This window comes from Streptomyces sp. ActVer, assembly GCF_027270795.1.
Taxonomy (GTDB): Bacteria; Actinomycetota; Actinomycetes; order Streptomycetales; family Streptomycetaceae; genus Streptomyces; species Streptomyces umbrinus_A.
This window is the reverse complement of record NZ_JAPWHT010000070.1, coordinates 1-14,040: the sequence shown is the minus strand read 5'-3', so window position 1 is coordinate 14,040 and position 14,040 is coordinate 1. Positions and strand designations below refer to the sequence as shown.

Below are 14,040 nucleotides of genomic sequence, written 5' to 3'. Positions count from 1 at the left end.
CGCAGCAAGGACTCGACACCGCGCGGAGCGCCCCGCAAGGGGCGCGGGGAACTGCGCGAGCACCCCCCACACACCCGCACGTACAACACGACCCCGACTTCTGAGGGGCGCGGGGAACCGCGCGACAGGCCCCCACCGCCCCGCAGCCAGAACACAACCCCCACACACCAACCCGCACCACTCGGCGAGCCCCTCCCAGGAGGCAGCCCCATGTCCCTGATCACCACCCTCGCCCGCCTGGAAGCCGTGGACACCGGCCGAGCCCAGCCCCTGGCCACCACCCGCCACCGCCACCTCTCCCCGCACCCCCTCGTCTTCGTCCCGCTCACCACCGCAGGAGAAGCCGGGGCCCCGCTGGGGGCACTGGTCGGCACGGACCGCGAAACCCCCCGCCTTCTCGTCGTCCCCCAGCCCCGCGACCGCGACCTCCGCTTCGCGTTCCTCGCCGAGCTGGCGGACATCGTCCTGCCGTACATCGACGCGTACGCAGCGGACGTCGAGGCGGCGGAGCGCAACGAGACCGACCCGGAGACGGGCAAGCGGGTCAAGGTGGAGGTCGAACTGTGCTCGGACGCCCCGCAGTTGATCGTCCCGAGCCGCTCGGGCATCGACTTCGTACGGCTGCTCGGCCGCTCCATGCGCTTCCGCCGGACCGCCGAGCAGGACCCGGAGACACCGCACCCGGCACCCCCGCGCGTACCGCTGCTCGGCCGGTGGCTGACGCACTACGGCGAGCGTTCCCGCGTACCCGGCTCCTCGCTCCTCCTCGCACTCACCGACGTCCTGTCCCGGCACTGGGCGACCGGACAGTCGAGCCTGGAGGACCAGCACCTCGGGGCGCTGCTCGCCTGGATCGACCCGCCGCAGGGCGAGTCCGGCGCCGAGGCCGCGCTGCGGGCCGAGCTGCGGCGGGACGGCAGGGGACAGCTCCTCTGCCCGCCGGCCGGGCCCGCCACCGACCCGGCGTTCGACAACAAACTGCTCGCCCCGGCCATCGAGCGCTACGACCGCGCGCGTACGGCACTCGCGGCGGCCGAGGACGGCATCGAGGCGGACGACCGGCTCGGTGAACTCACGGCCGCCGAGCGGCAGATCCGCGACCTCGTGGAGAGCCGCACCCGGCCCACCTGGGACGCGGTGTGGCGCGGCCTCGACCTGCTGCGCACGCTGCCCGAGGGCGCCCACACGGCCGACCGGTGGACCCGGGACCGCTGGTCGTTCACGGGTCACCGGGACCGGGTCCTGGCCGGCGAGCCCCCGCAGCCGCGCCGCGACGACGCGGTCACGGCGGCGAACAAACTCGCCACGCGCGAGCGCGAACAGGCCCGTCTGGAGGCCCAGGAGGCCCTCGACGACCCGCTCGTCATGGCCGGCCGGCGGCTCGCGGGCGAGGCCTTCGCGGGCGAGGTCACGGATGTCGTGATGGCGTACAGCGAGGGCAGGCGGCCCAGCCCGCGCCCCCTCGTGACCGTCCGCACGGACGACCGGCCGCACTTCGGCGAGCGCGCCAAGGTCTACCGCTCGCTCGGCGGAAAGCCGCAGGCGGCGGAGTTCGTCGAGTACGTCCGGTCCGAGGGCGAGGGCACCCCCGATGCCCAGGGCCATGCCCTCGGCTCCCTGGTCGTGCTGCGCGTGGTCGACAAGATGGGCCGCGGCAAGGAGCCCGAGACCGGATCCGTACCGGAGAAGGGCGACCTCGTCTGCTTCACGCTGTTCGAGCACGAGCAGCGGGGCGGTGCGAAGCTGCCGGACCCGGAGGAGACGCCGTGGACGCACGGCGGGCCGCCAGGTGAGACCGATGCCGCCGCCCCGCAACTCGAGGTGCAGCCCGACGCCGTGACCGAAGAGGACGTCCTGTGACCACCGTGTTCGATCCGGGCGCCGAGGCCGCCCACGCCACCGACGCGATCCTGCGCGACACCCTCCACGGGACGTCCCGCGGTGTCGTGGTCGACTCCCCGCCCGGCGCCGGCAAGTCCACGCTCGTCGTGCGGGCCGCACTCGAACTGGCCGAGGCGGGACGCCCGTTGATGGTCATCGCGCAGACGAACGCGCAGGTCGACGACCTGGTGCTGCGGCTCGCCGAGAAGAACCCCGAGCTGCCCGTCGGCCGACTGCACAGCAGCGACGCGGACCCGTACGACAAGGCGCTCGACGACCTGCGACACGTCCGCAAGTCGGCGAAGGCCGGGGACCTGGCCGGGCTCGACGTCGTCATCTCGACGGCCGCGAAGTGGGCGCACGTCAAGGGCGTCGAGCCGTGGCGGCACGCGATCGTCGACGAGGCGTACCAGATGCGGTCGGACGCGCTGCTGGCCGTGGCCGGGCTGTTCGAGCGGGCGCTCTTCGTGGGCGACCCGGGCCAGCTGGACCCGTTCGCGATCGTCGGCAGCGAGCAGTGGGCGGGCCTGTCGTACGACCCCTCGGCCTCCGCCGTCACGACGCTCCTCGCCCACAACCCGGAGCTGCCGCAGCACCGCCTCCCCGTCTCCTGGCGGCTCCCGGCGTCGGCGGCGCCGCTGGTCTCGCACGCGTTCTACCCCTTCACGCCGTTCCGCAGCGGCACGGGGCACGGCGACCGCCACCTCGCCTTCGCCGTCCCGTCGGACGGTTCGGGCCCCGACCGGGTCATCGACGAGGCGGCGGAATCGGGCTGGGGCCTGCTGGAACTGCCCGCCCGGAACACCCCGCGCACGGACCCGGAGGCGATCCAGGCGCTCGCCCAGGTCGTACGCCGCCTCCTGGACCGGGGCGGCGCGGCGACCTCGGAGCGCGCCCCCGGCCCGGCCCCGCTGACGGCCGACCGCATCGCCGTCGGCACCGCACACCGCGACCAGGCGGCGGCCGTCCGTACGGCCCTGGCGGAGCTGGGCGTCACGGACGTGACCGTGGACACCGCGAACCGCCTCCAGGGCCGCGAGTACGACGTGACGGTCGTCCTGCACCCCCTGTCGGGCCGCCCCGACGCGACGGCCTTCCACCTCGAAACGGGCCGCCTGTGCGTCCTGGCCTCCCGCCACCGCCACGCCTGCATCGTCGTCTGCCGCGCGGGCGTCACCGACCTCCTCGACGACCACCCGTCCACGGAACCGGTCCAGCTCGGCGTCACGGTGAAGTTCCCGGACGGCTGGGAGGCGAACCACGCGGTGCTCTCTCATCTGTCGGAGCACCGAGTGGCCTGGCAACCGTGATCGGCCCGCCCCGAACACCTGGACAACAGTCACCCGCCTCAACACCGCCCCACTCGCCGGACGGGGAGTCGTGAGGGAGCGCGAAGGGTAGGAGAGAGCGTGCATCAGGGCCGGTCAGCCGCGCCCCGAGGCACTCTTGCGCAGTCAAGGGACAATGGACGGTGGCCCACCAACAAGGACGGGCCGACCACCGTACGAGGAGGAGAAGTCATGGCGGAGCCCACGCCGCGTCGGAACGAGCCGCGGCTTCGCCCCGCGCCGCTGCTCTTCGAGCCCGCGGAGGCTGCTGCCGATCCCGAGCACTTTTTCGACCTGGAATCGATCGAGGATCCCCGGGCGCTGCTGGACCGCGCCACCGAGCTGACCCTCGCGTTCCGCGCGGCCACCGACCGGGCGGTCGAGTTCCAGGCGATGGCCGCCGCACAGCTCGCCGATCCCCGCCGGTTCGACCGGCTGACGCCCGCGGCGATCGCCGAACGGGCCGAGTGGACCGAGGACTACGCGAAGAAGATGGTCGAGTTCGGCCGCGAACTGCTGCGCGGCGCGGACGCCGAGGGGTACGCCGACCCGGTCTGAGCGTCGGCGTCGACCGCACCGGCCGCGAGCGGTCAGGCGGCGCGCGGACACCGTAGGCAGGCGGGACACCCGGCCGGGCCCACGAACCCGGCCGCCGAGCCCACCGCTCAAGCCGTACGGGCAACCGGCCCCCGGACAGCCGTGCGTGAACCGCGCGGCAGCCGCGCATCCAAGCCACGCCCAGCCGAAAACAACCCCTGGCATATGCCAGGCGGGCAAGATACCTCACCCCGCGCCCCGCTGTCCCCCATTCCCGCAACCCTCATGGACGGGCCGCTCACCCCCGGTAGCTCTAGATGACATGAGCAGCGATCGGAACCCGGTAAGCATCGTCCCCGACAGCCCCGGCTCGGGCCCCGGCCTCGACACAGGCCCCGGCGCCGTCGAAACGCGCCCCGACCGGTTCGACGTCTCGGGGGTCACCTCCGAGGGCGCCGCCTGGCTCGCCTCGACAGGCACGTACCCGCGCAGCACGCTCGCCTTCTGGGAGGACCGGCCCGCCGCCCCGGTCGTCCTGTCCTGCGGCTTCGTCTTCGACGTCGTCAACGCGCCCGCGATCTTCGGCCGCCGCATGCTGGACCGACTGTGGGACGAGGGGCCGGGATCGGGCCCCGTGGCCACCTACCGGGGCCGGATGCTCCTGTTCGCCGCGCCCGGCACCGCACAGCGTCTGCCCGCACTCCTGGAGTGGGAGGAGTGGGGCTCGGGCGGCGCATCCGGGCGGACCCGGACCGTCCCCCCGCTCCTCTGCCACGGCACCGGTGACGCGGTGACGGTCCCGCCCCCCACCCCGACCGTCCCGGCCGCTCCCCGCACAGGCTCCCGCCCCCCTGCCGAATCCCGCTGGCTGGTCGCTCCCGACACCCGTCATCCCTGGCTGCCGACCCCGGCGATCCTGCTCTGGGCGGCGATACGAGCTGCCCGGTCAGCGGCCCGCCGACGCGTCCCCGAGCCCTCCCCCGAGGCCCCGATATCGATTTTTCCTCCCGCCGATCAGGATGCTAAGGTCTACGACGTCAGCAAGCGCCGCTAGCTCAGTTGGTTAGAGCAGCTGACTCTTAATCAGCGGGTCCGGGGTTCGAGTCCCTGGCGGCGCACAGACGGTGAAAGGCCCCTCGCGAGAGCGAGGGGCCTTTCACGTGCTTCCGTACACCCGACGAGACGCTCAACTCCCGGTCGAGATCGTCACCGTCCACGCCCCCGAAGCCGTCCGGTCCTCCACCTCGACGCGTACGTTCTCGCCCGGCACGGTGAAGCTCTCCCCGAGCCCGACCGGCGCGTCGGCGAGCGGCGGATAGACCGAGTCCTCCCAGCAGGTCGCAGACGAGGGGTGCGCGTCGACGACCTCGACCGGGCCGCCGCCGGACTGGGTCCCGCCGCGGATGCGGTAGACGAGTACTCCCTGTGAGCAGACCGCCGCGTCGTTGCCGACCGGCCCGCGCGCCTCGAAGGCGACCGCGGTGTCCCGCCCGGTCCGCACCACCGCCAGTTTCGTCCCGTTCCCGGACCCGAATCCCATGCCCTCCGACTCCGGCCCGACACCGGGAACACCCACCCTCTCGAAGACCCCCGAACCCGCCGCGGCCACCCCGGGCCCCGCCCCCAGAGGCTCCAGCGTCAGCCGCGCACCCCGTCCGCCCGCGTCCCGAACACACGCCACCTGGCGTGTTTCCAGCCACCCGAGTTTCCACTTGTGCCAGCCGAACAGGTCGGGCGCCAGGCCGAACTGGCTGCCCATGAGGTCCCAGTCGCCGACGTACGTGTCCCAGTCGCCCTTGCCGTCGGAGGGGCGGTGGTAGAGGTCGGGCAGGTCGAAGACGTGTCCGGTCTCGTGGGCCAGGACCAGCCGGTCGGGCGGATGCTTCTCGAAGACCGTGACGGCCCGGCGGATGTCCTTCCCGTCGGCCCGCAGCGGCGTGTCCATGTTCACCACCTTCGTCGCGTCCGAGTCCACGCCGGGCGCGTCCGGGTCGGCGACGAAGTAGACGATGTCGTAGCGGGAGAAGTCGACCCGGTCGTCCGCCGCGGCGAGGGCGTCGCGCAGATACGCCGAGCGCGCCGCCGCGCTCCAGTCGCGCTGTATGGCGTACGAGGTGGAGGCCCGCGGCATCCGGATCCACTCCCTGAGCGGGTGTGGGCGGAGCTGGAACCTGCCGTACGAGGCCCGTTCGAAGAAGCGGCTGGTGGCGGGGAAGTAGTCGGCCGTCAGCTCGTCCGGCGTGGTCAGCGGGTCGGCGTCCGGGAAGGAGAGGAAGACCATCACCGCGTCGAGACGTCTGGTGGGGCGCGGATAGGCGGCGTTCCAGGTGTCCAGGCCCTCCGAGTGGTGCGCCTCGGTGCGCTTGAGGGCGCACGGCATGGAGAGCGGGACGGCGACCGAGGGGCCCGTCACTAGGGAGGTGGCGGCAAGGGCCGTCATGGAGGTGAACACGGCCGCGGGCGCGTGCCACCACCGTTCACGCCAGGTCCGCCCCCACCAGGCCGGTACACGCCGACCAGGACCGGGCCGACCCGATCCGGGCCTTCCGAGACCTCGCCAACGGGGTCGAACCCCGCCACGGGTGAGCCCCTTGAGGGGGAGCAGACGCGGCACGTCGACCTCCGGATGCGGAATTCGGGATACCGCACCCAGCCTGTGCCGTTTTGATCGTTTACGCCCTGTTTTTCTGAACCAAAGGAGTGAGAGGGCCGACATCCGACCGAGAACATCGGGGAGCGCCAGGGGGGCGCCAGGACGCGGCGACACCCCGAGCACTCACGGAACGTCACAAGTGATCGACCAGGGAAGGAACCCGTCCAGCTGCGGGCAGAAACGATCTGTCAGAGAGAGGGGTTCATCCGGGACACTGGACAGTAGCTGGAAGGCCCTACGGCCAACCTCTATGATCGGCACACTTTCCTGCGCGGACACGGCTAGAGCGGCCGTCCACCACCGGCCGACCCCCCGACGAGACCTGTACGACGAACGAGTGCACAGCGGGAGCGAACGGTGAGCGGAACGTCCGATGGGCAGGCGCCCGCGGTAGACCTCGTCCGGCCGGCCGTCACAGAGAGTCACATCGCGGCCTCTCGTCGCGTCGCGACCCCTCCTCACGAGGAACGGGTCCCACGCGTCGAATCCCTGGTCGCACCCCCTCTGGACCTCTCGGCGGGACTCCCCGCCGAGCTTTCCGCCGGGATGCCGGCCGACTTCCTCGCCGGATTTCCGTCCGGTCTGTCGGCGGGACTTCCGGCCCGGCTCTCGGCCGCTTCCCCGGCCGGTCCTCCGCCGCGCCCCGGGATCGACTTCGAGGCCGGCGGCCACCCCCACACAGGCACCGATCCGCGTGCCGACGCCCATCCCCACCCCCATCCCAGTGCGGGCGCCGGAGCCCGGGCCGGCACCGACACGGAGGCCGGCGCCCGTACATTCCGCGCCACTTTCGCCGCCGCTCCCCTCGCGATGGCGGTCGTGGACCGGGAGGGCCTGGTCGTCACGGCCAACGACACCCTGGCCGCACTCCTCGGCGCGGGCCCGGAAGGGCTCACCGGCCGGATCGCCGCCGACCTGGTGGACCTCGCCTCGGACGCCCGTACGTGGCACGCGTACCGCGAAGTGCTCCGCGGCCGGCAGGCCAGGCTGCGCTGCACCCGACGCCTCAAACACCCCGACGGCCACTCCCTCTGGGCCCAGGTGACGGTCAGTCCGCTGCCCGAGGAGGAGCGCGCGGTGCTGCTCTCGGTCTCCGACATCAGCGCCCGCCGCGAACTCCAGGCCCGGCTGCGCCACCTGCAGATGCACGACCCGGTGACCCGGCTGCCCAACCGCACCCTGTTCTTCGAGCGGCTGTCGGCCGCGCTGGAGGCGGAGGCGTACGAGGAGTCCGGCACCGGCCGGATCGGGCTCTGCTATCTGGACCTCGACGGGTTCAAGGCGGTCAACGACACGCTCGGCCACCGCGTCGGCGACCGGCTGCTCGCGGCCGTCGCCGAGCGGCTGACGCGCTGCGCGAACGAGGCCGGGTACGCGCGTGCGGCCACCCCGCTGGTCGCCCGGCTCGGCGGCGACGAGTTCGCGCTGCTGGTCGAGGACTCCACGGGTACGGAGCAGCTCGCGGACCTCGCCGACTCCGTACTGAAGTCCCTGCAGGTGCCGTTCGACCTGTCCGGGCAGCGGCTCTCGGTCTCGGCCTCGATCGGTGTCGTCGAGCGGCACGCGGCCGGCACCACCGCGACCGGTCTGATGCAGGCCGCCGACACGACGCTGTACTGGGCGAAGGCCGACGGCAAGTCCCGCTGGACGCTCTTCGACCCGGAGCGCAACGCCCACCGGATGACCCGCCAGGCCCTCTCCTCCACGCTCCGCCCGGCCATCGAGAAGGGCGAGTTCGCGCTGGAGTACCAGCCGCTCGTGTGCATGGAGGACGGCGGGGTGCGCGGGGTCGAGGCGCTGGTGCGATGGAACCATCCTCAGTTCGGCACACTGACGCCGAATCGGTTCATCGGACTTGCCGAAGAAGACGGTTCGATCGTGCAGCTGGGCCGCTGGGTGCTGGCCACCGCCTGCCGGCAGGCGCGCCGCTGGCAGCTGGACCATCCGGACGCGGAACCCATCTTCGTCAGCGTGAACGTGGCCGTGCGCCAGGTCTGGGACTCCGACCTGGTGGCGGACGTGGCCGCGACCCTCGCGGAGACCGGACTCGCCCCGCACCTCCTGCAACTGGAGCTCACCGAGTCCGCGGTGATGGGCTCCGCGGGCCGCCCGCTGCAGGCCCTCCAGGCCCTCAGCGACATGGGCGTACGCATCGCGATCGACGACTTCGGCACGGGCTACTCGAACCTCGCCTACCTCAGCCGGCTGCCCGTCTCGGTGCTGAAGCTCGACGGATCGTTCGTGCGCGGCTTCCAGTACGAGACCGGCGAGAACGGCGCGGGTCCGGACGCCCGGTCCAACCCGGCGGACGAGGTCATCGTCGAGGCGATGATCCAGCTCGCGCACCGGCTCGGTCTGACGGTCACCGCCGAGTGCGTGGAGACGGCGGGCCAGGCGTCACGTCTACGACGCATCGGCTGCGACACCGGCCAGGGGTGGCTCTACTCCCGGCCGGTGGCGCCGGATCGTATCTCCGCGCTGTTGACTGCGGCGGCCTGCTCTCAGGCCTGAGTCCCGCCGGTCGTGGGCAACTGGTACGCGTCCGCGATCAGTTCGTAGGAGCGCAGGCGTACGTCGCTGCTGTGGGCGTTGGCGGTGAGCATCAGCTCGTCGGCGCCCGTGCGCTTCTGGAGGTCGTCGAGGCCGGAGCGGACCTCGTCGGCGGTGCCGTGGACGACGTTCGTGTTCCAGGAGTCGACGAACTCACGCTCCATCGGGCTGAACTCGTACGCCTCGGCCTCCTCCGGGGTGGGGACCAGGCCGGGGCGGCCGGTGCGCAGGCGGACCATGTTCAGCGCGGCGGCCATGATCTGGCGGCGGGCCTCCTTCTCGTCGTCCGTCGCGAGGGCGGAGACGCCGATCAGGGCGTAGGGCGAGTCGAGCACGGCCGACGGCCGGAAGGACTCGCGGTAGAGGTCGAGCGCCGGGACCGTGTTCTGCGCCGAGAAGTGGTGCGCGAAGGCGAAGGGCAGACCGAGGGTGCCCGCGAGACGGGCGCTGAAGCCGGAGGAGCCGAGCAGCCAGATCGGCGGGCGGTGCGGGGACTGCACGCCGCCGGGGGAGGTCGCCTGGATCGGGCCCGGGACCGCGTGGATGCGGGCGTAGGGGTGGCCGGACGGGAAGTCGTCGTCCAGGAAGCGGGTGAGCTCCGCGAGCTGCTGGGGGAAGTCGTCCGCGCCCTCGTTGAGCCGCTCGGTGCGGCGGAGGGCGGCCGCGGTGGCGCCGTCCGTGCCCGGGGCGCGGCCGAGGCCCAGGTCGACGCGGCCCGGGGCCATCGCTTCGAGCGTGCCGAACTGCTCCGCGATGACCAGGGGGGCGTGGTTCGGGAGCATGACGCCGCCCGAGCCCAGGCGGATGCGGGTCGTGTGGGCGGCGAGGTGGGCGAGGATCACGGCGGGGGAGGTGGAGGCCACGCCCGGCATGGAGTGGTGTTCGGCCACCCAGTAGCGGTGGAATCCCCTGTCCTCCGCGAGGCGGGAGAGCTTGACGCTGGTGCGGAGGGCGTCCGTCGCGGTGCGGCCGGCGCCTACCGTGACCAGGTCCAGGACGGAGAGGGGTACCTGTGCGGTCCCCTTCGCCTCCGCCCGGATCTCGTCGGGTTCGCTGGGGGTGTGGTCCGGTGCCGCCACGGGGGTCCTCCTGTTTGGTACGACGCGTTGTCCGCGCCTCCCCTAACAGGAGGTTGACTCCGCTTTATTCCCTCGCCCCGCCGCCCCTACCCGTCCCGTCCTTCTGGGGCCCCGCCCCAGACCCCGTTGGGTGCGTCGTCGGGTGCGGGTGGGTGGGAGCTGGTCGCGCAGTTCCCCGCGCCCCTAAAAACCTAGGGGCGCGGGGAACTGCGCAATCTTTTAGCCCCTCCGGCGTTTGAGGAGCGGGGGTTCGGGGGCGGAGCCCCTGAGTAAGTGACGGGAATGGGTAGGGGCGGCGGGGACGAGAAAAGCCACCCCCGCCCGCCCCGTCACGCCTGGACGATCGGCTCCCTGGTGAAGAGGGCGCCGAGTTCGGGGGCGTTCACGCGGCGGTCCGTGAGGCGTAGAGCCTCCCAGACCGTGACCTGGTTGGCGGTGAGGACCGGCTTGCCGAGTTCCTTCTCCAGGGTCGGGATGTGGGAGGCCGTGTGGAGGGCCGTGTCGGGGAGGAGGACGACCTCCGCCTCCGGGCGGTCGCCCCCGCGGGCCAGGGCCAGGACTTCCGCCTCACCCCACGTACCCACCTCGGCCGCCGTGATGATCCCGGAACTGCGCACGCCGAGGACATCCAGGCCCGCGTCCGTCAGGAAGTTCCCGAAGAGAACGGCCACGTCGTCGGGGTACGTCGCCGCGATCGCGACCCGCTTCACGCCCAGCTCCCGTACGGCATGGGCGAACGCGAAGGACGTCGACGAGGCAGGAAGCCCCGCCGTCGTGGCCAGGGTGCGGACCTGATCGTGGGCACCCTCCCATCCGTAGACGAAACTGCCGCTCGTGCAGGCCCAGACCACCGCCTCGGCCCCGGACAGCCGCAGGTCCTCGATCCCGGCGGCGAGGCGTGCCGCCGAGCCCATCTCCAGCAGTGCGTCCACGCGGTGGGCGTCCTCCCCGATGTCCGTGTGGACGACCTGGAGGCGGATGTCGCTGCCAAGGAGCTGCTCCATGCGCGGGTAGTCGTCCTCGGCCGAGTGGCCCGGGTAGAGGAATCCGAGAGCCGTCATGCCCAACCTTCCTGTTCTTCCGGTAGCGCTGGTTCTGCCGGTAGCGCCGGCGGTACGGGCCGCTGTCGCGCCGACTCGTCGATCAGCGCCTGGTACGGCCCTACTGCCCGGGTACCCAGGTGACGCAGGGCAGCCCACATCGTCACCTGGTTGGCCGAGATCACCGGAATGCGCAGCTCTGCCTCCAGCTGCGGGATGACGTCGTACGTCGGGAGATTCGTACAGCTGATGAAGAGCGCGTCCGCCTGGCCACGTACGGCGTCGCGCGCCATGTCGACCACGTTGCGGTACGGGACCTTCCAGATGTGCCTGGTCAGGCCCATGTAGGCGCGGCCGGTGACCGTGATGCCCGCCTCGGCGAGGTACTCCTCCAGGGACTGGGTCACGGAGACGGTGTACGGCGTGACGAGCGCGATCCGGCGTGCGCCCAGCTCCTCCAGTGCCTCCAGGAGGGCGCCGGACGTGGTCACGGAGGGGATCTCGCCGGCCCGGGTCATGGCCTCGCACATCGCGCGCTCGCCCGGGATGCCGCCGACGAAGCTGCCGGACGTACAGGCGTACGCGACGATCTCCGGCCCGACGGCGTTCAGCGCGCGCACCGCGTCGCCGAGCGTCTCGTGCTCGCTGACCAGTCGGGCCAGGTCGAGGCTGACCTCGACGGGCACGAACGGCGTACGGGTGAGGTGGAGTGAGACCTCGTCGGGGACCCAGCGCCACAGTTCACGGTCGAGAGCGAAATCGAAGGGAGCGACGACGCCGACACCCCTTTGAGGGTGTGGTCCACCAAGGAAGGAGACGTCCATGAGCAGCCCCAAACTCAGGTCGAGCGAGCGGTGGTGACCGGCCGGGAGGCCGGGGGGACACAAGCCGGCGCATGCCGGGACGTCGGGACAGGGGAACGAACGGGACTCCGGGATTCCCACGGAAACCAGCCCTTGTTGACGAAGGTAGGTTCCGGTGCGAGCGTGGTCAATCCGCGCATCTGAGACGGCTGTGCGCCCCCGGCCAGACGGCCGGTCCCAGACGGTTCGGCCGATGTCCCGCAAGCACTCAGAGCCCGGCGTCCAGCGTCCAGACACCAGAGAAGCGGACCCTCGTTGCGAAATGGTTTCCCCCCGATGACCTCTGCCACGCCCTCGAACCTGGCCGAAAAGACAACCCTCCTGGTGCTCGACACCGACCCGCCGCCCCGGCTCGGCCGGCTCACCGGCCGGGTGCGCGTCGAGCACGCCGACGAGTCGTCGCTGGCCGCGCTCCTGCCCACCGCCGACGTCCTGCTGGTCTGGGACTTCGCCTCGCACGCCGTACGCCGGGCCTGGCCCGGCGAGGGCCCGCGGCCGCGCTGGGTGCACACGGCGAGCGCGGGCGTGGACCACCTGATGTGCCCCGAACTCGCCGCGTCCGACACGCTGGTGACGAACGCGCGCGGTGTCTTCGACCAGCCCATCGCGGAGTACGTGGCCGCGCTCGTCCTCGCCATGGCCAAGGACCTGCCGCGCACCTGGGACTTGCAGCGGGCCCGGGAGTGGCGGCACCGCGAGTCCCAGCGGATCGCCGGAAACCGCGCGTGCGTGGTCGGTTCCGGGCCGATCGGGCGCGCGATCGAGCGGACGCTCAGGGCGCTCGGTATGACGACGGCGCTCGTCGGACGCGCCGCGCGCGAGGGCGTGCACGGCCCGGAGGACCTCGACCGGCTGATGGCGCGCGCCGACTGGGTGGTGTCCGCGGCGCCGCTCACCGATGACACGCACGGGATGTTCGACGCGCGGCGTTTTGGACTGATGCAGCCGTCGGCACGCTTCGTGAACGTCGGTCGCGGGCAGCTTGTGATCGAGGAAGCGCTGGCCGAGGCTCTCGCGAGCCGCTGGATCGCGGGGGCGGCGCTCGACGTCTTCGAGCACGAACCGCTGGGCCCCGACAGCCCGTTGTGGGAGGCCCCGGGTCTCATCGTGTCGCCGCACATGAGCGGGGACACGGTGGGCTGGCGGGACGAACTCGGTTCGCAGTTCGTGGAGTTGTACGAGCTCTGGGAGACGGGAGAGCCGCTGCCGAACGTCGTCGACAAACAGCGTGGATACGTACCTGGCCACTGAAACACGCCACTGAAGCACGTTGGAGGGGCGGATGACCGAGCTCACCGAGCTGACCGCTGTACGACTCGTCGAGGGATACCGCAAGGGCGAATTCAGCCCCGTGGACGTGGTGCGGGCCGCGCTGCGCAGGGCCGAGGAGGTCCAGCCCGCGGTGAACGCGTTCGTACGCGTCGAGGCGGACGAGGCCCTCGCGCAGGCCCGGGAGTCGGCCGGGCGATGGCAACGCGGTGAGCCGGCCGGGCTGGTCGACGGGGTGCCGGTCTCGGTGAAGGACATCCTGCTCATGCGCGGCGGGCCGACCCTCAAGGGCTCCAAAACGATCTCCCCGCAGGGGCGTTGGGACGAGGACGCGCCCTCCGTGGCCCGGCTGCGCGAGCACGGGGCCGTGTTCGTCGGCCGGACGACGACACCCGAGTTCGGCTGGAAGGGCGTCACCGACTCACCGCAGGCGGGGGTGACACGGAACCCGTACGACCTGTCTCGCACCTCGGGCGGGTCCAGCGGCGGCAGCGCGGCTGCCGTGGCGCTGGGCGCGGGACCGCTGTCCCTCGGTACGGACGGGGGCGGCAGCGTCCGTATCCCCGGCGCCTTCTGCGGGATCTTCGCGCTCAAGGCGACGTACGGGAGGGTGCCGCTGTATCCCGCGAGCGCGTTCGGCACGCTGGCGCACGTCGGGCCGATGACACGGGACGCCGCGGACGCGGCCCTGATGATGGACGTCATCAGCGGCCCCGACCCACGCGACTGGTCGCAGCTCGGCCCGGTGAACGGCTCCTTCGTGGACGGACTGGCCGGCGGCGTGCGGGGGCTGCGCGTCGCGTACTCGCCGTCCCTCGGCGGGCAGGTCGCCGTGCGGCC

At 72.3% G+C, this 14,040-nt stretch carries 11 protein-coding genes and 1 tRNA gene; 8 read left to right on the top strand and 4 right to left on the bottom strand.

The genetic code is table 11. The annotated features are described in order from the left end of the window. Positions 1-210 precede the first annotated feature (210 nt). From O3Q52_RS14470 to O3Q52_RS14450, 5 genes are all read left to right on the top strand, one after another. Positions 211-1,860: a hypothetical protein gene (locus O3Q52_RS14470; protein WP_269649187.1), complete on the top strand. Its 1,650-nt coding sequence runs from the start codon at positions 211-213 to the stop codon at positions 1,858-1,860. Then, entirely contained in the window at positions 1,857-3,191 is a 1,335-nt protein-coding gene (locus O3Q52_RS14465) for an AAA domain-containing protein (protein WP_269649186.1), read from the top strand. Before O3Q52_RS14470 ends, O3Q52_RS14465 begins: the two co-directional genes overlap by 4 nt. Before the next feature lie 210 nt (positions 3,192-3,401). Continuing rightward, the gene (locus O3Q52_RS14460) at positions 3,402-3,767 is read left to right on the top strand and encodes a hypothetical protein (protein WP_269649185.1); all 366 of its coding nucleotides are present in this window, start codon (positions 3,402-3,404) and stop codon (positions 3,765-3,767) included. A gap of 301 nt (positions 3,768-4,068) precedes the next feature. Further along, positions 4,069-4,800, top strand: a complete 732-nt coding sequence (locus tag O3Q52_RS14455; protein ID WP_269649184.1) for a hypothetical protein — start codon at positions 4,069-4,071, stop codon at positions 4,798-4,800. Beyond that, positions 4,791-4,864 (top strand) — tRNA-Lys (locus O3Q52_RS14450). Before O3Q52_RS14455 ends, O3Q52_RS14450 begins: the two co-directional genes overlap by 10 nt. 68 nt (positions 4,865-4,932) lie before the next feature. Here O3Q52_RS14450 and O3Q52_RS14445 read toward each other — a convergent pair. Next, entirely contained in the window at positions 4,933-6,186 is a 1,254-nt protein-coding gene (locus O3Q52_RS14445; RefSeq protein WP_269649183.1) for a M6 family metalloprotease domain-containing protein, read from the bottom strand. A gap of 1,023 nt (positions 6,187-7,209) precedes the next feature. Here O3Q52_RS14445 and O3Q52_RS14440 point away from each other — a divergent pair. Beyond that, entirely contained in the window at positions 7,210-8,910 is a 1,701-nt protein-coding gene (locus tag O3Q52_RS14440; RefSeq protein ID WP_269649200.1) for a bifunctional diguanylate cyclase/phosphodiesterase, read from the top strand. Here O3Q52_RS14440 and O3Q52_RS14435 read toward each other — a convergent pair. The 3 genes from O3Q52_RS14435 to O3Q52_RS14425 all read right to left on the bottom strand — a co-directional run bounded on the left by O3Q52_RS14435 (position 8,901) and on the right by O3Q52_RS14425 (position 11,892). After that, positions 8,901-10,028: an LLM class flavin-dependent oxidoreductase gene (locus tag O3Q52_RS14435; RefSeq protein WP_269649182.1), complete on the bottom strand. Its 1,128-nt coding sequence runs from the start codon at positions 10,026-10,028 to the stop codon at positions 8,901-8,903. The two genes, O3Q52_RS14440 and O3Q52_RS14435, sit on opposite strands and share 10 nt — an antisense overlap. Positions 10,029-10,357: 329 nt before the next feature. Further along, complete coding sequence (locus tag O3Q52_RS14430; RefSeq protein ID WP_269649181.1) at positions 10,358-11,089, bottom strand: decarboxylase; 732 nt, start codon at positions 11,087-11,089, stop codon at positions 10,358-10,360. Continuing rightward, the gene (locus tag O3Q52_RS14425; protein ID WP_055615652.1) at positions 11,086-11,892 is read right to left on the bottom strand and encodes an aspartate/glutamate racemase family protein; all 807 of its coding nucleotides are present in this window, start codon (positions 11,890-11,892) and stop codon (positions 11,086-11,088) included. The genes O3Q52_RS14430 and O3Q52_RS14425 overlap by 4 nt, the downstream gene beginning before the upstream one ends. Positions 11,893-12,207: 315 nt before the next feature. Here O3Q52_RS14425 and O3Q52_RS14420 point away from each other — a divergent pair, with 315 nt between their 5' ends. Both O3Q52_RS14420 and O3Q52_RS14415 read left to right on the top strand, forming a co-directional pair. Next, complete coding sequence (locus O3Q52_RS14420; protein WP_269649180.1) at positions 12,208-13,182, top strand: D-2-hydroxyacid dehydrogenase; 975 nt, start codon at positions 12,208-12,210, stop codon at positions 13,180-13,182. A gap of 31 nt (positions 13,183-13,213) precedes the next feature. After that, the coding region (locus O3Q52_RS14415; RefSeq protein ID WP_269649179.1) for an amidase family protein at positions 13,214-14,040 on the top strand (827 nt) is incomplete at its 3' end.